This is a genomic window from Rhodococcus sp. WMMA185 (genome assembly GCF_001767395.1).
In the GTDB taxonomy this organism is placed as follows: Bacteria; Actinomycetota; Actinomycetes; order Mycobacteriales; family Mycobacteriaceae; genus Rhodococcus_F.
The window spans coordinates 3455557-3473826 of record NZ_CP017014.1 but is presented as its reverse complement, the minus strand read 5'-3'; the positions used below and the strand labels follow the sequence as shown (position 1 = coordinate 3473826).

The 18270-nt window shown below is 63.2% G+C and carries 18 protein-coding genes; 15 read left to right on the top strand and 3 right to left on the bottom strand.

Features of this window, described 5'->3' with window-relative positions; genetic code table 11:
• Nucleotides 1-25 precede the first annotated feature (25 nt).
• From BFN03_RS15650 to BFN03_RS15600, 11 genes are all read left to right on the top strand, one after another.
• Nucleotides 26-952 carry a Rossmann-like and DUF2520 domain-containing protein gene (locus tag BFN03_RS15650; RefSeq protein ID WP_070379787.1) on the top strand — a complete coding sequence of 309 codons (927 nt, stop codon included), beginning with the start codon at nucleotides 26-28 and terminating at the stop codon, nucleotides 950-952.
• A gap of 5 nt (nucleotides 953-957) precedes the next feature.
• Nucleotides 958-1887 carry a pantoate--beta-alanine ligase gene (gene panC, locus BFN03_RS15645; protein ID WP_198163279.1) on the top strand — a complete coding sequence of 310 codons (930 nt, stop codon included), beginning with the start codon at nucleotides 958-960 and terminating at the stop codon, nucleotides 1885-1887.
• 17 nt (nucleotides 1888-1904) lie between these two features.
• Nucleotides 1905-2351: an aspartate 1-decarboxylase gene (panD, locus tag BFN03_RS15640; protein WP_070379785.1), complete on the top strand. Its 447-nt coding sequence runs from the start codon at nucleotides 1905-1907 to the stop codon at nucleotides 2349-2351.
• A 2-nt stretch (nucleotides 2352-2353) separates the two neighbouring features.
• The gene (locus BFN03_RS15635; protein ID WP_070379784.1) at nucleotides 2354-3169 is read left to right on the top strand and encodes a type III pantothenate kinase; all 816 of its coding nucleotides are present in this window, start codon (nucleotides 2354-2356) and stop codon (nucleotides 3167-3169) included.
• Between the two features lie 180 nt (nucleotides 3170-3349).
• Complete coding sequence (locus tag BFN03_RS15630) at nucleotides 3350-3724, top strand: rhodanese-like domain-containing protein (RefSeq protein ID WP_070380974.1); 375 nt, start codon at nucleotides 3350-3352, stop codon at nucleotides 3722-3724.
• A gap of 92 nt (nucleotides 3725-3816) precedes the next feature.
• Entirely contained in the window at nucleotides 3817-5328 is a 1512-nt protein-coding gene (lysS, locus tag BFN03_RS15625) for a lysine--tRNA ligase (protein ID WP_070379783.1), read from the top strand.
• A 139-nt stretch (nucleotides 5329-5467) separates the two neighbouring features.
• Nucleotides 5468-5815 (top strand): histone-like nucleoid-structuring protein Lsr2, encoded by a 348-nt coding sequence (locus BFN03_RS15620; RefSeq protein ID WP_070379782.1) that lies wholly within the window; start codon nucleotides 5468-5470, stop codon nucleotides 5813-5815.
• A gap of 103 nt (nucleotides 5816-5918) precedes the next feature.
• A complete protein-coding gene (locus BFN03_RS15615; protein ID WP_070379781.1) occupies nucleotides 5919-6878 on the top strand; it encodes an esterase/lipase family protein in 960 nt (319 codons plus the stop codon).
• 326 nt (nucleotides 6879-7204) lie between these two features.
• Complete coding sequence (locus BFN03_RS15610; RefSeq protein WP_070379780.1) at nucleotides 7205-7582, top strand: BlaI/MecI/CopY family transcriptional regulator; 378 nt, start codon at nucleotides 7205-7207, stop codon at nucleotides 7580-7582.
• The gene (locus tag BFN03_RS15605; RefSeq protein WP_070379779.1) at nucleotides 7579-8541 is read left to right on the top strand and encodes a M56 family metallopeptidase; all 963 of its coding nucleotides are present in this window, start codon (nucleotides 7579-7581) and stop codon (nucleotides 8539-8541) included. Before BFN03_RS15610 ends, BFN03_RS15605 begins: the two co-directional genes overlap by 4 nt.
• A gap of 547 nt (nucleotides 8542-9088) precedes the next feature.
• Nucleotides 9089-11626 carry an ATP-dependent Clp protease ATP-binding subunit gene (locus tag BFN03_RS15600; protein ID WP_070379778.1) on the top strand — a complete coding sequence of 846 codons (2538 nt, stop codon included), beginning with the start codon at nucleotides 9089-9091 and terminating at the stop codon, nucleotides 11624-11626.
• A gap of 84 nt (nucleotides 11627-11710) precedes the next feature.
• On the opposite strand, the gene BFN03_RS15595 is transcribed toward BFN03_RS15600, so the two are convergent.
• Nucleotides 11711-12289, bottom strand: coding sequence for a TIGR03086 family metal-binding protein (locus BFN03_RS15595; protein ID WP_070379777.1), 579 nt, complete (start codon nucleotides 12287-12289; stop codon nucleotides 11711-11713).
• Between the two features lie 62 nt (nucleotides 12290-12351).
• Between BFN03_RS15595 and BFN03_RS15590 the strand changes: the two genes are divergently transcribed.
• The 4 genes from BFN03_RS15590 to BFN03_RS15575 all read left to right on the top strand — a co-directional run bounded on the left by BFN03_RS15590 (nucleotide 12352) and on the right by BFN03_RS15575 (nucleotide 15582).
• A complete protein-coding gene (locus BFN03_RS15590; protein ID WP_070380973.1) occupies nucleotides 12352-13302 on the top strand; it encodes a helix-turn-helix transcriptional regulator in 951 nt (316 codons plus the stop codon).
• A gap of 39 nt (nucleotides 13303-13341) precedes the next feature.
• Nucleotides 13342-13779 carry an OsmC family protein gene (locus tag BFN03_RS15585; protein ID WP_070379776.1) on the top strand — a complete coding sequence of 146 codons (438 nt, stop codon included), beginning with the start codon at nucleotides 13342-13344 and terminating at the stop codon, nucleotides 13777-13779.
• 87 nt (nucleotides 13780-13866) lie between these two features.
• A complete protein-coding gene (locus BFN03_RS15580) occupies nucleotides 13867-14532 on the top strand; it encodes a DsbA family oxidoreductase (protein WP_442971889.1) in 666 nt (221 codons plus the stop codon).
• Between the two features lie 105 nt (nucleotides 14533-14637).
• The gene (locus tag BFN03_RS15575) at nucleotides 14638-15582 is read left to right on the top strand and encodes a DUF5996 family protein (RefSeq protein ID WP_070379774.1); all 945 of its coding nucleotides are present in this window, start codon (nucleotides 14638-14640) and stop codon (nucleotides 15580-15582) included.
• 8 nt (nucleotides 15583-15590) lie between these two features.
• On the opposite strand, the gene BFN03_RS15570 is transcribed toward BFN03_RS15575, so the two are convergent.
• Nucleotides 15591-16925: an MFS transporter gene (locus tag BFN03_RS15570; protein ID WP_070379773.1), complete on the bottom strand. Its 1335-nt coding sequence runs from the start codon at nucleotides 16923-16925 to the stop codon at nucleotides 15591-15593.
• Nucleotides 16926-16941: 16 nt separating this feature from the next.
• Nucleotides 16942-18219, bottom strand: coding sequence for a glycoside hydrolase family 1 protein (locus BFN03_RS15565; protein ID WP_198163278.1), 1278 nt, complete (start codon nucleotides 18217-18219; stop codon nucleotides 16942-16944).
• Nucleotides 18220-18270: the final 51 nt, after the last annotated feature.

Below are 18270 nucleotides of genomic sequence, written 5' to 3'. Positions count from 1 at the left end.
GACTGGAACGAACGAGAGGACGAAGGTGACCTCTTCCGGGATCACTCATGACCCCGCACCGGCGCGTCTGGCGGTAGGAATCGTCTCCGCAGGTCGAGTCGGTACGGCCGTCGGCACAGCTTTGGAGCGCGTGGGACACCTCGTCGTCGGCTGTTCCGCTGTATCCGAAGCATCCCGCCACCGGGCACGCACTCGCCTTCCTGAGACCGAGATTCTACCTGTGGCAGACGTTGCCGCTCGCTCTGAACTGCTTGTTCTCGCTGTACCCGACGCGGAGCTCGCCTCCCTGATTGCCGGACTGGCGTCCACGCGCGCGGTTTCGAGCCGGACAATCGTCGCCCACACTTCGGGCGCGAACGGCATAGGTGTTCTAGATCCCCTCACCGAGCAGGGCATCGTTCCGCTCGCGATTCACCCGGCGATGACGTTCACCGGGCATGACGAAGACATCGAGCGGCTTGCCTCTGCGTGTTTCGCCGTCACCGCCGGCGACGACATCGGCTATGCGATCGCGCAGTCTCTGGTCCTGGAGATCGGAGGCGAGCCGTTTCGAGTGAGCGAGGATATGCGTCCGCTCTATCACGCGGCCCTCGCGCACGGCAGCAACCACCTCGTCACCCTCGTCGTCGACGCGGTGGCTTCGCTGCGGGCCGCTCTCGAAGGCCAGGAGTTGCTCGGTCAGGAGTTGATCGGCGACGATCCGAACGGACTCGCCGAACGAGTTCTCCAGCCGCTGTTGTCTGCGGCACTCGACAACGCCCTGCGGCGTGGACCGGCGGCACTCACTGGCCCCGTCGCCCGGGGCGACGTGGATGCGGTGGCCACGCACCTGCGGGTGCTCGACGAGGTAGATCCGCACATTGCGGCTGGCTACCGCGCACTCTCGCTGAGGTCGGCCCAGCGGGCCGGTGCGAAACCCGAACTGTTGGACATGTTGAAGGATGAGAGGTGAGTTCCGTGAGTGAGCTACAAGGCGGATACACACGCGGGGAACTGACCGTGCACCACGATCCCAAGGTCATGACCCGGGTCTCGAAGGCGTTGCGCGGCGTCGGCCGTCAGGTGGCGCTGGTACCGACGATGGGGGCTCTCCATGCGGGGCACATGGAGTTGGTGCGTCAGGCCAAGCTCGGCGGCGCGGTGGTGATTGTCTCGATCTTCGTCAACCCCCTTCAGTTCGGTAAGGGTGAAGACCTCGACGCATATCCGCGCACGCTTGACGCGGACCTCGAGTTGCTGCGCGAAGCCGGTGTCGAGTTGGCGTTCGTTCCGACGGCGTCGGCCATGTACCCGGCGGGGCGTAGGACGATGATCCATCCGGGACCGCTAGGCGCCGAACTGGATGGCTTGTCGCGACCGACGCACTTCGCGGGCATGCTGACTGTGGTGGCGAAATTGCTGCAGATCGCGGCCCCTCACGCTGCGTACTTCGGTGAGAAGGACTACCAGCAGCTCACTTTGATCCGCCAGATGGTGGCCGACCTGAACTTCGACGTACGGGTCGTCGGGGTCCCGACTGTGCGCGAACACGACGCACTCGCGCTGTCGTCCCGAAACCGATACCTCGACGATCCGCAGCGGGATGCGGCCACCACACTGTCCGCGGCCCTCATCGCCGGCGCTCACGCCGCAGCCGGGGGCGCCGAAGCGATTGTCGCGGCAGCCCGCGAGGTAATTGCAGCGACGCCGGAGGTCGAGGTCGAGTATCTCGAGGTGCGGGGCGTGGATCTCGGTCCCGCACCCGAGCGGGGCGATGGAAGACTTCTCGTGGCAGCGCGGGTCGGAACTACCCGCTTGATCGACAATGTCGGTGTCGCAATCGGCACCGGTTTCCTTGAACGTGACGACCAGCCCGCCTCGTCGTCCGACGAACTCGCCTCCAGCTGAGAGTAAGGACTACGAACATGTTTCGCACCATGATGAAGTCGAAGATCCATCGCGCCACCGTCACGCACGCCGATCTGCACTACGTAGGCTCTGTGACGGTCGACCAGGATCTGATGGACGCCGCTGACCTACTCGAGGGCGAGCAGGTGTGCATCGTCGATATCGACAACGGCGCGAGGCTCGAGACCTATGTCATCGCCGGCGAGCGTGGCAGCGGTGTCATCGGAATCAACGGTGCGGCTGCACATCTGGTCAATCCTGGCGATCTCGTCATCCTTATCGCCTACGGCATCATGAATGAGCAGGAGGTGCGCGAGTACGAGCCGCGCGTCGTGTTCGTCGATGCTTCCAACAAGCAGGTCGAGCTCGGCTCCGATCCCGCGCACGCTCCGGAGGGTTCCGGTCTGGTGACGCCGCGGATGGTTGCGACGTCCGTCGCCGACCGCGAATCCAGTCTGGTCTGACGGTGCTGCTCGCCGTCGATGTCCGGAACACCAACATCGTTCTCGGACTGTTCACCGGGTCGGGTGAGCACGCGAAGCTGGTGCAGGACTGGCGGATGCGAACGGATGCCCGGATGACCGCCGACGAGCTGGCGCTGGTATTTCGAGGCTTACTCGGAGGGCAGGCCGACCAGATAACGGGTGTGTCAGCGCTGTCCACCGTTCCGTCCGTACTGCACGAGATCCGAGTGATGCTAGACCGGTACTGGGCTCATGTGCCCCACGTTGTCGTTGAGCCCGGAGTGCGAACCGGTGTCCCGCTGCTGGTCGACAACCCCAAAGAGGTGGGTGCTGACCGGATCGTGAACAGCCTTGCTGCGCATCACCTTTACGAGGCACCCTGCATCGTCGTCGACTTCGGAACGTCGACCTGTGTGGACGTCGTGTCCGCCCGAGGCGAGTTCCTCGGGGGCGCCATCGCTCCCGGTCTCGAGATCTCCACGGAGGCGCTCGCATCGCAGTCGGCGGCGTTGCGCATGGTCGAGTTGGTGCGTCCGCGTTCGGTGGTAGGAAAGAACACTGTCGAATGCATGCAGTCGGGAGCGGTGTTCGGGTTCGCGGGACTTGTAGACGGGTTGGTCCGTCGAGTTCGACAGGAACTGTCTGCGTTCTCCGGGTCCGACGTGGTGGTCATCGCGACCGGCGACCGCGCGCCTCTGATCGTGCCGGAAACCGAGACCGTCGACGAACACGAGCCAGACCTCACGCTCGAAGGGCTTCGACTGGTCTACGAGCGCAACCAGGTCCGCAGAGGTGACCGGCGCATCTCACACGGGTGACAGGTTTTCCTCTGCCCGACAGTTGTGCAACAATGGTCGCCGTGAATCTCTGCACGAGCGCTCAGGAGTGTTGTCGAGGCTGAATGCTGCCTCGATCGAATTCACACTCCTGGAGTCTCTCTCGTGTTCGAAACACATTCTTCTCTATCCGTAGCCGATGATTTCCGCCCGGCCGACCACATGCATGCCGTCGATCTGCCCGGGGCGCTCGCGCGCGGCGCGATCGTCGTGGACATTCGTGCGCAGGCGCAGCGCGTTACGGAGGGAACGCTGCCCGGTGCGCTGGCTATCGAACGCGATGTTCTCGAAAGGCGTTGCAATCCACTGAGTTCAGACCATCTGGCGCTGGCAGTAGGTCATGACGTCGAGTGGATCATCGTCTGCTCGGACGGCTACGCGTCGAGTATCGCGGCGGCAGCACTGCAGCAGTTGGGACTGCGCAAAGCCACCAGCCTGGTCGGCGGGTACAGGGCGATCAAGACGGCAGGGTTGCTGGGATCGCTCATCGCCGCGAAGCACTGCGTGCGGGAGATGGCGACTGTCACAGCCCACTGACGTTCTCGGCTCACTGACGGTCTAGGACAACTGATGGGGTTCGCAATGCCTGATATGGGGGACTGGTGGTCCGTCGATTACGCTGGTGACCCGTGAGTGACGCAGCAGCCCAGCCAGTCGACGACACCCCCGAGCAGCTTCGGATCCGCAGGGAAAAGCGTGAGCGCATCCTTGCAGAGGGCCGAGAGGCATACCCGGTGTCGGTTGCGCGTACCCACTCGCTGGCGGAGATCCGGGCCAAGTACCCGGATCTCGAGGCAGATACGGCGACTGGCGACAAGGTCGGTGTGGTCGGCCGTGTCATCTTCGTGCGCAACACGGGAAAGCTGTGCTTCGCGCAGCTGCAGGAGGGCGATGGCACTCAGTTGCAGGCGATGATCAGTCTTGCTGCGGTCGGCGAGGACGCGCTCGCGTCGTGGAAGTCTGACGTTGATCTCGGGGATTTCGTGTTCGTCCACGGGGAGGTGATCAGTTCGCGCCGCGGCGAACTGAGCGTGATGGCCGATTCCTGGCAGATTGCCTCGAAGGCCCTTCGGCCACTGCCGGTGGCGCACAAGGAGATGAACGAGGAGTCCCGGGTGCGGCAGCGTTACGTCGACCTGATCGTGCGGGACGAGGCGCGGCAAAACGCGCGTAATCGGGTGGCAGTCGTTCGCGAGCTCCGCAATGCGCTCGAGCGGCGCGGATTTCTCGAAGTCGAGACGCCGATGTTGCAAACCCTGCACGGCGGTGCCGCCGCTCGGCCGTTTGTGACCCATTCCAACGCACTCGACATGGACTTGTATCTGCGTATAGCACCCGAGTTGTTCCTCAAGCGGTGCGTCGTCGGCGGTATCGAGAAGGTTTTCGAGATCAACCGGAATTTTCGCAACGAGGGCGTCGATTCCACACACTCGCCGGAATTCGCGATGCTCGAGACCTATGAGGCCTACGGTACGTATGACGATTCGGCCCGAATGACCCGTGAACTCGTTCAGGAAGTGGCGCAGGCGGCTTTCGGCTCGCAGATCGTAACTCTCGCAGACGGCACGGAATACGACTTGAGTGGCGAATGGAAGACCCTCGAGATGTACCCTTCGCTGTCCAAGGCGATCGGCGTCGAGATAACCCCCGATACAACGGTCGGCGAATTGCTCGCCCTGGCCGAGAAGGTGGGGTTGGAGGTTCCCAAGGACAAGGGGTACGGGCACGGAAAGCTGGTCGAAGAACTGTGGGAGCACCAATGTGGTGACCAGTTGTTCGAGCCGACCTTCGTCCGCGACTTCCCGGTCGAGACGTCACCTCTAACTCGTGACCATCGCACCAAGCCCGGCGTTACCGAGAAGTGGGATCTGTACATCCGAGGATTCGAGTTGGCCACGGGTTATTCGGAGTTGGTCGACCCGGTCATTCAGCGTGCGCGTTTCGTAGATCAGGCGCGCCTCGCATCGGCCGGAGACGACGAGGCGATGGCTCTCGACGAGGAGTTCCTCGCGGCGATGGAGCAGGGAATGCCCCCAACGACCGGTACGGGAATGGGAATCGACCGTTTGCTCATGGCTTTGACCGGATTGGGAATCCGGGAAACAATCCTCTTCCCGATTGTTCGTCCTTCGATCCGCTGAGTTCACCCCTGCGAAAATGCGTCGATAGTTTCGATTCATTCTCCATATTCCAATTCCAAAGAAAAGGGGTATGGTTACCTCCGGATAGTAGATCACGTTGACGATGTGAGTTCGATTCATTCGAGAGGAAATTCATCCCATGGCTAAGAAGGTCACTGTCACCTTGATCGACGATGTCGATCAGGAGATGTCCGCCGATGAGACGGTCGAGTTCGGGCTCGACGGCGTTCAGTACGAGATCGACCTTTCTTCGGACAATGCCGCGAAATTGCGCGGGCAATTGGACGTGTGGGTTTCCCATGCTCGCAAGGTGAGTTCACGTAAGCGTGGCAGAGCTTCGGCGGTTCCGGCCAGCGCGAAGTCTCGGATTTCGCTTGATCGAGAGCAGAGCGCAGCAATCCGTGAATGGGCACGCAAGAACGGAAAAAAGGTCTCTGCCCGAGGGCGGATCTCTGCCGAAATTATCGACGCCTACAACAAAAGCTAGCTGAAAGATAGCCGAGAGCAGAATCCGCTGATTCGCTGCGAGGCGCACTCCATGCTGTTACCGTCCGGGACGGGGTCGATATTCGACAAATCGGGGGGTCGTTGTGCAGCGGGGGGGAAACGTACATCGCCGGGGGGTCGTAGCGGGGATTCTGTCCCTGGTACTCGTGTTGTGGGCTGGAGCGGGCGCGGCATTCGCCCAGCCGATTCTTCCTGTACCGGATTCTTTTCTTGCTGGTGTACCGCTGGAGTTGGATAACCCGGGTGGTTCGGCACCCGGTTCCAACGACTGGTCCTGCCTCCCGAGTGACGCGCATCCTGAGCCGGTTGTCCTTCTGCACGGAACAGGCGGCGCGCAGCAATCCAACTGGGCGGTGTACGCGCCCCTCCTCGCCAACGAGGGCTACTGCGTTTATGCCCTCACCTACGGAAACTTCCCAGACCAGCCGTGGCCGATGAATGCGATCGGCGGCATGAAGCCCATCGATGTCGGCACAGCCCAGGTCTCGGCATTCGTCGACCGAGTGCTCGCGAGTACGGGGGCCTCGAAGGTCGACATAGTGGGACATTCCCAGGGAACGATGCACGCGAACAACTACGTGAAGTTCTTCGGCGGTGCGGACAAGGTCGGGAAGATCGTGTCGCTGGCCCCACTGTGGCAGGGCACGTACGGGACCGAACAGGTCAGCATCGGAAAGTCGATGCGATCACTCGGAATCGACGACGAAGTACAGGCCGGCATTCCAGCATGCGAGGCTTGCATGCAGTTGCTTCACGGCTCCGCATTCATCGATCGCATGCGCTCGGACGGGATCTACGTCCCGGGAATCGACTACACGAATATCACCACCCGCTACGACGAAATCGTCGTCCCCTACACCAGCGGGATCGAACCCGGGCCGAACGCCACCAACATTGTTGTCCAGGATGGATGCGAGCAGGACTTTTCCGACCATGTTTCGGTCGCAGGCTCGGCCCGGGCGGCCGGCTTCGTCCTGAACGCTCTCGATCCCGACCATCCCCGCGAGGTGCCGTGCCGCTTCGTCGCGCCGGTCGCGGGCTAGCGTCACATGTTTGCGCACATATCGCGCACATCTGACCGCTAGCCATCATCATCTGGCAGTCCCACCAAGCCCGAAGATTCGCCATCGGATCGATTGCCATCTCCTTGGGTCGGTTGCTCGAAGAGCCACTATCTCCGGTCACCGTCGCAATTTTCTCGGGTCTCCGCTACCAGCTACGGTCTCCGTACGTAGATAGTATCTAAGGGTGATCGGCTTGTCGCTCGGCGGCGCAATACCCGCTCCGACCACCACGGACGCGTGCGACGAACGCGATTGCGGGTGCGTGTGTTGGCTACCCTTGACTAGTCGACAGAGGAAGGTGTGCGGTGCGAGTACGTGGATTCGGGGAACTCGAGGCGGTCGTGATGGGGCGGATCTGGGACCGCGCGGCAGCGACCACGGTTCGGGAGGTGTTCGACGAACTCAGCGAGGACCGGGAGTTGGCATACACCACGGTGATGTCGACGATGGACAATCTTCACCGGAAGGGATGGCTTGCCCGGGAAAAGAAGGGTAAGGCGTTCAGTTACTGGGCCACGCTTACCCGTGAGGAGCACAGTGCCCGGTTGATGCGCGACGCCTTCGACGGTGGTGGGCGAGCCGATCTGGTGATGACCCATTTCGTCGAGCAGATGAGTGACGAGGAATCCGCCAGCCTCCGCGCTGCTCTGCGACGCCTGGATGCCGACGAGGATACGGGATGATCGTCGCGGCTTCCCTGCTCCTCTACAGCTTTGTTGTAGCGGTTCTCGCTCCGCCCCTTCTGGTCCGTTTGACGCATCGCGGCGTCGCACCGGGCCTCGGTGTAACGGCGTGGGTGGCTACGATCGGAGCCGTCGTGTTGTCGTGGGCGGCTGCAGCGGCAGTGTTCGTCGTGGGATTGGTGTATGTACGTGGGCACCCGGGCCGGTCGCTGTTCGGGAACTGTCCTGCGCGTCTTCACGCTGCCGTGAGCGGACGGGTAGATCTTGCCCTGCAGGTCACACTGACATTGCTGGCGGTGCTGGCCGTTCTCGTGTTCTCGGCGGTCATGTGGAGACTAGGCCACCGCCTTGGCCGAATGCGCAGCCATACTCACGGGCACGCGCGGAAAATACGTATGGTCGGTCACCAGGTCTCGGGAGTCGATGCGGTGGTCCTCGAGGCATCTCAGCCGGACGCCTATTGCGTCGCGGGCAGGCCCAGCGCGATCGTGGTCACCACCGCTGCTATCGGTGTACTCGATCACCGCCAACTCGACGCGGTCCTCGCCCACGAACGCGCTCACCTGACCGGTCGGCACCCACAGGCGATTGCCGTGATTCGGGGACTGGCTTCGAGTCTGCCGTGGATTTCCTTGTTCACCGTTGCCCGTGCGGAAGTCGCCCGACTGCTGGAGATGTGCGCCGACGACCACGCCGCCCGGGCCCACGGCTCCCGCGCCGTAGTGAGTGGGCTGATAGCGATGTCCGTAACGGGTCCTTTAACCAGTCGGGCGCTGGGCGGATTAAACACCGCGGTTCTCGACCGCGCGGTACGACTGGCCTCCCCGGCTTCTCCAGCCGACCGCATGCGGGCTCGAAGATCACTCGCTGCGGTGAGCGCAATCATCTCGATCGGACCTCTGGCCACCGGCCTATTGGCAGTCTCCGGTGTGATGCTGTGTGCGTCGATGGCTGTGTAGCGCTCACGCAGGTGTGGCGGTCGGGAAAAGTTCTTCGGACCACGATCGTGGTATGTGCACGGGTAGCGAACTCGCACCTCATCGACTTACCCTGTTCGGACAAAAGGGTCTTGCCGAGACAGGCAGTGGACCCGCAGAGAGTGGGCCTGCAGAGTTCGCAGGCGAACGGCTGTCGCAGTTGTGTGGGAGCGGCGGCTCGCGAAACATAGGTAAAGACACGTACCGGCAGGGACTACGACGCGGTGGCGACATCGCAAGTCGCCAAGGGTGTTCGCTTCTGGCGTACAGCGAACGGGAAACGTTTACCCGAACTGGGGCGTTGAGTACAGGTAAGCAGGCTTGGTCCTCACCTAAAGGGGTGGAGGGGCAGCAGGGCAATCGGCAGCCAACTAGAGTAAGAGATGGGGTCGTGGAACTTTCGTCGCTTCGGGGTAGATGTCTTCGAGGTAGGCGTTGGCGATCTGCTTTAGTGCCGAGCGAAAACGCGGCGAACAGGGACGAGACACCCGGTCTCGTGACTGTGCGTCGGAAAGTGTGAGGGAGAGCGATGTTCGAGAGGTTCACCGATCGCGCACGGCGCGTTGTCGTCCTGGCTCAGGAAGAAGCCAGGATGCTCAACCACAACTACATCGGTACCGAGCACATCCTGCTCGGCCTCATCCATGAGGGCGAAGGTGTCGCTGCCAAGTCGCTGGAGTCGTTGGGCATCTCCCTCGAAGGAGTGCGCAGCCAGGTCGAGGAGATAATCGGCCAGGGCCAGCAGGCCCCGTCAGGCCACATCCCCTTCACACCGCGTGCCAAGAAGGTCCTCGAGCTCAGCCTGCGCGAGGCGCTGCAGCTCGGACACAACTACATCGGTACCGAGCACATCCTGCTCGGACTCATCCGTGAGGGTGAAGGTGTGGCGGCACAGGTATTGGTCAAGCTCGGTGCAGACCTCAACCGCGTGCGTCAGCAGGTAATTCAGCTGCTTTCCGGTTACCAGGGCAAGGAGCCTGCCGAGGCGGGCGGCACGCGTGGTGAGGCGGGCACTCCGTCCACCTCACTTGTGCTCGACCAGTTCGGTCGCAATCTCACCCAGGCGGCGCTCGAGGGCAAGCTCGACCCTGTCATCGGCCGCACGAAGGAGATCGAGCGCGTCATGCAGGTGTTGTCGCGCCGCACCAAGAACAACCCTGTGCTGATCGGTGAGCCCGGTGTAGGTAAGACAGCGGTTGTGGAGGGTCTCGCTCAGGCCATCGTCAATGGCGAGGTTCCGGAGACCCTCAAGGACAAGCAGCTCTACACACTCGACCTCGGATCCCTCGTGGCCGGCAGTCGGTACCGCGGTGACTTCGAAGAGCGCCTGAAGAAGGTTCTCAAGGAAATCAACACCCGCGGTGACATCATTTTGTTCATCGACGAGTTGCACACCCTCGTAGGTGCCGGCGCGGCCGAGGGCGCTATCGACGCGGCCTCGATCCTCAAGCCGAAACTCGCTCGCGGTGAGCTGCAGACGATCGGTGCCACCACTCTCGACGAGTACCGCAAGTACATCGAGAAGGATGCCGCTCTCGAGCGCCGGTTCCAGCCGGTTCAGGTCGGCGAGCCCACGGTGGAGCACACCATCGAGATCCTCAAGGGTCTGCGCGATCGGTACGAGGCCCATCACCGGGTATCCATCACGGACGGCGCCCTCGTCGCAGCGGCGACCCTGGCCGATCGATACATCAACGACCGCTTCTTGCCGGACAAGGCCATCGACCTCATCGACGAGGCCGGAGCCCGGATGCGAATCCGCCGGATGACCGCACCGCCGGACCTGCGCGAGTACGACGACAAGATCGCCGACGCCCGTCGCGAGAAGGAGTCCGCGATCGACGCTCAGGACTTCGAGAAGGCGGCGAATCTACGCGACAAGGAGAAGACCCTCGTCGCGCAGCGTGCGGAGCGGGAGAAGCAGTGGCGGTCCGGCGACCTGGACGTCATCGCCGAGGTCGACGACGAGCAGATCGCCGAGGTCCTCGGCAACTGGACCGGTATCCCGGTATTCAAGCTGACCGAGGAGGAGACCACGCGTCTACTCCGAATGGAAGAGGAACTGCACAAGCGGATTATCGGGCAGGAGGACGCGGTCAAGGCGGTCGCCAAGGCTATCCGTCGTACCCGTGCAGGCCTGAAGGACCCGAAGCGTCCGTCCGGGTCGTTCATCTTCGCAGGCCCGTCCGGCGTCGGTAAGACCGAGCTGGCCAAGTCCCTGGCGAACTTCCTGTTCGGCGAGGACGACGCGCTCATTCAGATCGACATGGGTGAGTTCCACGACCGCTTCACCGCGTCGCGGCTCTTCGGTGCTCCTCCCGGCTACGTCGGGTACGAAGAAGGTGGCCAGCTCACCGAGAAGGTGCGGCGCAAGCCGTTCAGCGTGGTGCTGTTCGACGAGATCGAGAAGGCGCATCAGGAGATCTACAACACTCTCCTGCAGGTGCTCGAGGACGGCCGTCTCACCGATGGTCAGGGACGGACGGTGGACTTCAAGAACACCGTGCTGATCTTCACCTCGAATCTCGGTACCTCGGACATCTCGAAGGCCGTGGGCTTGGGCTTCTCGTCCGGCAAGGGCGACGAGTCGAACTACGAGCGGATGAAGCTCAAGGTCAACGACGAGCTGAAGAAGCACTTCCGTCCCGAGTTCCTCAACCGTATCGATGACATCGTCGTGTTCCACCAGCTCACCACCGAGCAGATCGTTCAGATGGTGGACCTGATGGTCGAGCGTGTCGAGGCGGCGCTGAAGAACAAGGACATGGCCATCGAGATCACGGAAAAGGCCAAGGCACTTCTCGCGAAGCGCGGATTCGATCCGGTTCTGGGTGCGCGGCCGCTGCGTCGCACCATTCAGCGCGAGATCGAGGATCAGTTGTCGGAAAAGATCCTCTTCGGAGAGGTCGGTCCGGGACAGATCGTGTACGTCGACGTCGAGAACTGGGACGGCGAAGGCGCGGGCGAGGATGCCCGGTTCACCTTCCGCGGGGAGGAAAAGCCGGCCGCAGTGCCCGACGAGGTGCCGGTCGACCTGGCCAAGTCCGCAGCCGTCGAATCCGAGTAGAAACGATTCGACACAGCTGAGCGAGTGACTGCACGAGTGGGCCGCCGGTGGGAATCCACCGGCGGCCCACTCGTGGTTTCTGGCCTAGCTCTTGCGACCCGACCAGTTGGCTAGCCGCTCGGTCGGACCGGCGGTCGGCAGTGACTCGACCACCGCGGCGAAAGGCATCTGCCCGCCGCGCGGTTCCGCGGGGAGCGCGTGCCGTGCGACAGCGAGCACAGCCTCGGCCAGTTCGGGGCGGGTCTCAGAGGGCTGGCCCGTCGCAGTCGCAAGATCCCAGCCGTGCACCAGGGCCTCGTTGATGTACACCCAGATTGCGACCCGACCAGAGACGGTGCCCCACGGTGCGATCACGTCGGCGTCCAGTCGGTCGTCGGTCCACGCGGGCAACATGCGGTGGGCGGCGGACCGATACGCGGCCGCATAACCGTCGTCGGAGATGCCAGTGACAACGGTTGGGCCGGCGAACGGGTCGCCGCCTTCCCCGATGATCCGGGCACGTTCCACGGCAGCCACGAGGTGACCGAGGAGGGTGCGGACATCGAAGTCGGTGCAGGGAGTTGCTGCGGACAATTGGTCCTCGCGGACTCCTGCGATGAGCCCGGTGGTCCAGTCGAGTGCTTCGCGGTAGAGCGGGCGCGGATCTGTCGTGGTGTTTGTCATGAGACCACTATCGCCAGTAATACATGACATCCACTGTCATGTATTACTGGCAGACTTTTCTTGTGCGCGCCGACCGTCTGCTCTCGCTCGTTCTGTTACTGCGAAACCGTGGCCGAATGTCGGCTTCGGCTCTGGCCCGTGAGCTCGAGGTTTCGCCGCGAACGGTATTGCGCGACATCGATGCGCTGTCGACCGCGGGCTTCCCGGTCTATGCCGAACGAGGCCGCGATGGAGGCTTCGAGTTGTTGCCCGGATTCACCACTGACCTCACCGGCCTGACCGTAGACGAGGCCAAGGCCCTCTTGGCGGCCGGTTCGGCCGCGACGTCGGAATCGCTCGGAATGGCCACGGCATTCGCGTCCGCGATGCGAAAGGTGATGGCGGCTATGCCGGACGGGCACCGCGAGGCTGCGACGACGGTGGCCGAGCGAGTCTTGGTCACCCACGGCAGTTGGCATACCGGCCCGAAACGAATCGACCCGCATCTAGGGCGAGTCCAGCAGGCGGTGTTCCTGTGCCGGCGGCTCGGCATCCTGTACGCGTCCCAGGGCAACGACGCCGTGTGGCGAACCATCGACCCTCTCGGCCTCATTCACGCGTCCGGGCGGTGGTACCTCGTGGCCACGGATGCGGGCAAGGAGCGAATCTATAGGGTGGAGCGGATCGAGGAAATAAGCGAACTCGACGAACCGGCAGTGCGGCCGGCCGAGATCGACCTGGGCGCAATCTGGGAGCGGGCTCGTGCTTCGTTCCGGACGCGGAACGGGCTGGTGGTGGCAGTCGTTCTCGTGCCGGCGGAACGTCGAGACGATCTTGTCGGGCGCGCGTTCGACGTCCTCTCAGAGTCACCGGCCGAGTGTGGATGGCTGCGCCTCGAGATCGTATTCGGCGACGACGCGCACGCCTGCGCCGTGTTGTGGGCGATGGGTGACGACGCCGAAGTGTTGGCACCGGAAGGTCTGCGGGACCTACTGCGATCTCGGGCGCTGCGGATGGTCGATCGGTACGAGTAGGTTCGAGACGTAACCTCAACAACCCCGAGAGGACCTGGCATGCCGACACGGACCGCACGCACCGCGTGGAACGGATCACTCGAACAGGGAAGTGGGCAAGTCGAACTCACGAGTTCGGGTGCCGCGACATTCGACGTCTCGTTCCCCAAGAGAGCGGCCGAAGATGCCGCCGGTACCACCAGTCCCGAGGAGTTGATCGCGGCAGCACATTCCTCCTGCTTCGCCATGCAACTGTCTGCGCTCATTGCGGAGGCCGGCGGAACCCCTCAGAGCCTCGAGGTGAAAGCCGACGTGTCATTGGGCCCTGACAACCCGGGCTTCAAGCTCACGGGCATCAAGTTGACGGTTCGGGGCGAGGTGGAAGGGCTCGATGCCGACGGCTTCGCCAAGGCGGCTCAGGCAGCCAAGGAGAGCTGCCCGGTCAGCAAGGCCCTCACCGGCGTGGACATCAGTCTGGATGCGGCGCTCGAATCCTGAATCTCGACGGGCCGAGCAGGCCGCGGGCCGCATCCGCTGCTCGCGGAACAGAACGACATACTGATCTGTTTAACTACTGCTGTGACGATTGAGCAAAATGCCCACCCCGAGAACACCGTCGAAATAGAGATCTGGTCCGATGTGGCCTGCCCGTGGTGCTACATCGGCAAACATCGCTTCCTGTCCGCCTTGGCGGAGTTCGACGGCCGTGACCGGGTCAATGTCGTGTGGCGCTCGTACCAGCTGGACCCGGATTCACCGGTGGGGGCTCGGCGCAGTGAACTTCAGTTTCTGATGGAAAGCAAGGGGATTTCTGCCCCGCAGGTACGTCAGATGTTCGGTCATGTAGCGGGCCTGGGCGCCGACGAAGGTCTGAAATTCGACTTCGACACCGCGATCGCGGCCAACACCTTCGACGCCCACCGGCTGATCCACCTTGCGGGCGAGAGCCGCGACGCACTCATGGACGCCCTGTTCCGTGCGCATTTCAGCGATGGAGTGGCGATCGACGATCGGGCGGAACTGGTGAAGATCGCGTCCCGAGTCGGACTCGACGCCGACACCGTGCGGGAGTGGCTCGAATCCGACGCGGGCGCGGACGCGGTTCGTGCGGATCTCAACGCCGCCCGGCAACTTGGGGTGTCGGGGGTGCCGTTCTTCGTCGCGGGCCGTCGCGTTGCAGTGTCCGGTGCGCAGCAGAAGGACGTCTTCCTGCAGTTCCTGAATCAAGCGATCGAAGCACCCGTGGGCTGATCGGCAGGCATCCTCGAGGGGGTAGGGTTTCACGACCTACCCCCTTGCCAAACTCCCCGACTACAGCGCACATTGGGATGACACCGTCTTCGTCAGGAGGCATTTGTGCGCGAGCAGAGAAGGCCCCGAGAACCATGGCCCGTGTTGAAGGTGGACGATTGGACGCCGACGCGGGAAACATTGCACATGTGGGCACAGATTGTCGGGAAGATCCGCATGGCCCACGCGCCCATGATCAATCACTGGTGGCAGGTGCCGCTGTACGTGAGCCCGCGTGGTCTCGCGACGTCGACCATCCCGTACGGCACGGATTGTTTCGACATCGAATTCGACTTCCACGACCATCAGCTGGTCATCCGTGCCAGTAGCGGCTCAATCGGAAAGGTTGCCCTCGAACCGAAGTCGGTGGCGCAATTTTATGTCGAGGTCACCGACACCCTGTCCGAACTGGGCTTGATCACCGATATCCGGGCAGAGCCCACCGAAGTGGAGACTGCGATCCCGTTCGCGCAGGACACCGAGCACAGCGCGTACGACGGTGAGTCGGCGCATCTGTTCTGGCGCCAGCTCGTGCAAGCGGACCGAGTGATCCACGAGTTCCGCGCGCACTTCATCGGCAAGGTGAGCCCCGTGCACTTCTTCTGGGGCGGGATGGATTTGGCGTGCACGCGATTTTCCGGCCGCACCGCGCCGGCTCACCCCGGTGGAGCTCCAAACGTCGGGGCCTGGGTGATGGTCGAGGGCTACTCACATGAGCTCAGTAGCTGCGGGTTCTGGCCCGGCGGAGACGGCGAAGGCATGTTCTATGCGTACGCTTACCCCGAACCGGAGGGTTTCGCCGACTACCCGGTCGGACCCGAAGCGGCGTTCTACAGCAAGGATTTCGGACAGTTCCTGCTGCCGTATGAGGCCGTCCGCACCGCGGACGATCCCGATGCGGCGCTTCTGAGATTCCTGCACAGCACATACGAGGCGGCGGCGGAAAGAGGGAAGTGGGACAGGGCTGCCCTCGAAGCTGATCCGACTCGATGGGACCATCTTCGTAGCTGAGGGTTCGGTCAGACCTCGCGGAGTGGTTTGTCGAAGGTCTCTCGAATGACGAACGCGCCGACGAGCGTGAACAGCATCGCCGCGCCGCAGTAGTAGACCACGACGAGCGGGTTTCCCGTGAGGCCGACGAGCCAGAGCACCACGAAGGGTGCGGTGCCGCCGAAGAGTGCGTTGGCGAGCGTGTAGGCGATGGACAGTCCGCTCATACGAACGGTTGTCGGGAAGAACTCCGCCAGTAGGGTGGGTACCAGGCCCATGATGGCCGCGGCGCAGATCCCGAAGAGGGACTGGCCGAGTGCGATGGCGGGCAGTGTCCCGATTTGGTCGATCAGGACGATCGGGTAGATCAGAACCAGCAGGGCAACGCTGCCGCCGATGATGAACGGCTTGCGCCCGTACGTGTCCGACAGGCGTCCCCACAGCAGGGTGGCCGCTGAGTAGACGACGAGGCCGATCAGGTTTCCACCGAGTGCCACGTCCAGGTCGATACTCAGGTCGGTATTGAGGAATGCCGGGATGTAATTGTGGAAGACGTAGGTGCTGACCGTGCCGCCGGTGACGATTGCCGCGCCCAGTAGAACCATGCGCCCGTGGTGTCGGATGGCTTCGAGGACGGGGACGGCGGGCTTGACTTCGAACTCCTGCTGGAGATCCTTGACCCGCTGGTAGTCGGGGGTGTCCTCGAGCTTCATTCGCATGATTAGGCCGACCACACCCAGGGGGAAAGCGACCATGAAAGGGATCCGCCAACCCCACGAGTCGAGTTGTTCCTGCGGGAGGACCGCGGTGAACACCAGCACCACTGCGGTGGCGGTCGCCGATCCGAGCCCGACCGTGGCGGTCTGCCAGGATCCGTATTGACCCCGCTTTCCCGGTGGAGCGTACTCGACGATGAATGCGGCGGATCCGCCGAATTCGCCGCCGGCGGTGAAACCCTGCACGATGCGGATGACTAGCAGCAGAAGCGGGGCGATGAGGCCGATCTGGGCGTAGGTGGGTAGCGCGGCGATCAGGGCTGTTCCGACTGACATCGTCAGAACGACGCCGGCGAGTACATTACGACGTCCGATTCGGTCACCGAGGTTGCCGAGGATGACGGCACCGAAGGGTCGGGCGACGAAGGCGATGCCGAAGGTGGCGAACGTGGCCAGCAGGGCGGCGTGTGGGTCGTCGTTGGAGAAGAAGACACGGGCGAGGATTGGGGCGGACGCGCCGTAGAGCACGAAGTCGTACCACTCGACGAAATTCCCGATTGCGCCGGCGACGAGAGCGCGTTTCGACGCCTTGACGTCAGTTGCTACAGCATCCGGGTTTCCGAGCTTTGTCTCGGGGCTGGTGGGCATAACGGATGTCCTGCAGTCAGTAAGAGTGTGTGTGACGCAAGTCTGTGATGCGGCCACTCGCGGCGACGCGAGCGAAGGCATAGGCGCTGGGCTTGGGGGTGCGAGCGAAGCCGTTTTCCCGGTCTACGGCGATGATTCCGAATTTCGGGCCGTAACCCTCGGACCATTCGAAATTGTCGAAGGCGGACCAGTGGATATAGCCGCGGACGTCGATGCCCTCACGGCGGGCCTGGGCGACGGCGTAGAGGTGGGATTCGATGTAGTCGATCCGCTCTGCGTCGTCGTCGGTGGCGATGCCATTCTCGGTGACGTACAGGGGAAGTCCGGTTTCGGCGGCGCGGTGCAGCATGAGCCGCAGCCCCTCGGGGAACACCGCCCAGCCCATCTGGCTGACCTGGGTTCCGGCAGGAGGTGGCGCGAACAGGGTCGGGGAGGCCGTGTCGACCCACTGCTTGCGGTAGTACTGCACGCCGAGCCAATCACCTCTGTCCGCACCGCTGAGGCCGTCGAGGTAGAGGTCGACGATTTCGGCGCGCATGGCCGCGCAGAATGCGCGCGTCGTGTCGTCGGACCGCGCGGGAACTAGTAGCGGGAGTTGGACGGCGAGGCCGGCCTTGGCGCCGGGTGCGCACTCGTGGACCGCGCGAACGGCGGCCTCGTGGGCTTCGAGGAGCACACGTCCGACCCGCCGCCACAAGATCGGATTCGTCACCCCGGGAGGATGGTAGCCCTCGAGATAGCCGTGCAGGGCGATCATTTGGGGTTCGTTGATCGTGCACACATACGGCATCAAGTCGCCCAACTCCGTTGTCACGAGTCGGCAGTAGCGCTCGAATGTGTCGATGGCGTCGGGCGCCAGCCAACTCCCGCGCTCGGCGAACCAGGCGGGGAGGGTGAAGTGGTGCAGAGTCACGAATCCGACAAGTCCGGCGTCGGCCAGTTCGGTGAGCACTCGCCGGTAGTGCGCAATTGCGGATTGGCTGAATTCGCCTGGAGCCGGTTCGATCCGGGACCACTCGAGTGACAGACGATGGGTGTTGTGGCGCAGGGCCTTCAGGAGGGCGAAATCTTCGGCGTAGCGATGGAACTGATCGATTCCGTCGCCCGAGGATTCGCGGGCCGCGGTGGACGGGTTGTGCTCGAACGCCCACCAGTCGTTATTGATGTTTCCCCCCTCGACCTGGTGTGCGGCGGTCGCGCAGCCCCACAGGAAGTCGGACGGGAAGTCAGGGGCGTTGGAAGCGGGCTTCGGTGTGGAGTCTTCCGGGCGGTCGAGGCCGGTGATCGCAGCCACGGGGATCTCCTCACTGAAAGCGGCCACAGAATCGGGCCGCCGTAGCTGTCC

Excerpts from the sequence above, each read along its gene's own strand:
- BFN03_RS15620 (WP_070379782.1), top strand. The coding sequence starts at position 5,468 with ATGGCTAAGAAGGTCACTGTCACCTTGATCGACGATGTCGATCAGGAG.
- BFN03_RS15570 (WP_070379773.1), bottom strand. The coding sequence starts at position 16,925 with ATGCCCACCAGCCCCGAGACAAAGCTCGGAAACCCGGATGCTGTAGCA.
- BFN03_RS15600 (WP_070379778.1), top strand. The coding sequence starts at position 9,089 with ATGTTCGAGAGGTTCACCGATCGCGCACGGCGCGTTGTCGTCCTGGCT.
- BFN03_RS15585 (WP_070379776.1), top strand. The coding sequence starts at position 13,342 with ATGCCGACACGGACCGCACGCACCGCGTGGAACGGATCACTCGAACAG.
- BFN03_RS15630 (WP_070380974.1), top strand. The coding sequence starts at position 3,350 with ATGCATGCCGTCGATCTGCCCGGGGCGCTCGCGCGCGGCGCGATCGTC.
- BFN03_RS15605 (WP_070379779.1), top strand. The coding sequence starts at position 7,579 with ATGATCGTCGCGGCTTCCCTGCTCCTCTACAGCTTTGTTGTAGCGGTT.
- BFN03_RS15595 (WP_070379777.1), bottom strand. The coding sequence starts at position 12,289 with ATGACAAACACCACGACAGATCCGCGCCCGCTCTACCGCGAAGCACTC.
- panD (WP_070379785.1), top strand. The coding sequence starts at position 1,905 with ATGTTTCGCACCATGATGAAGTCGAAGATCCATCGCGCCACCGTCACG.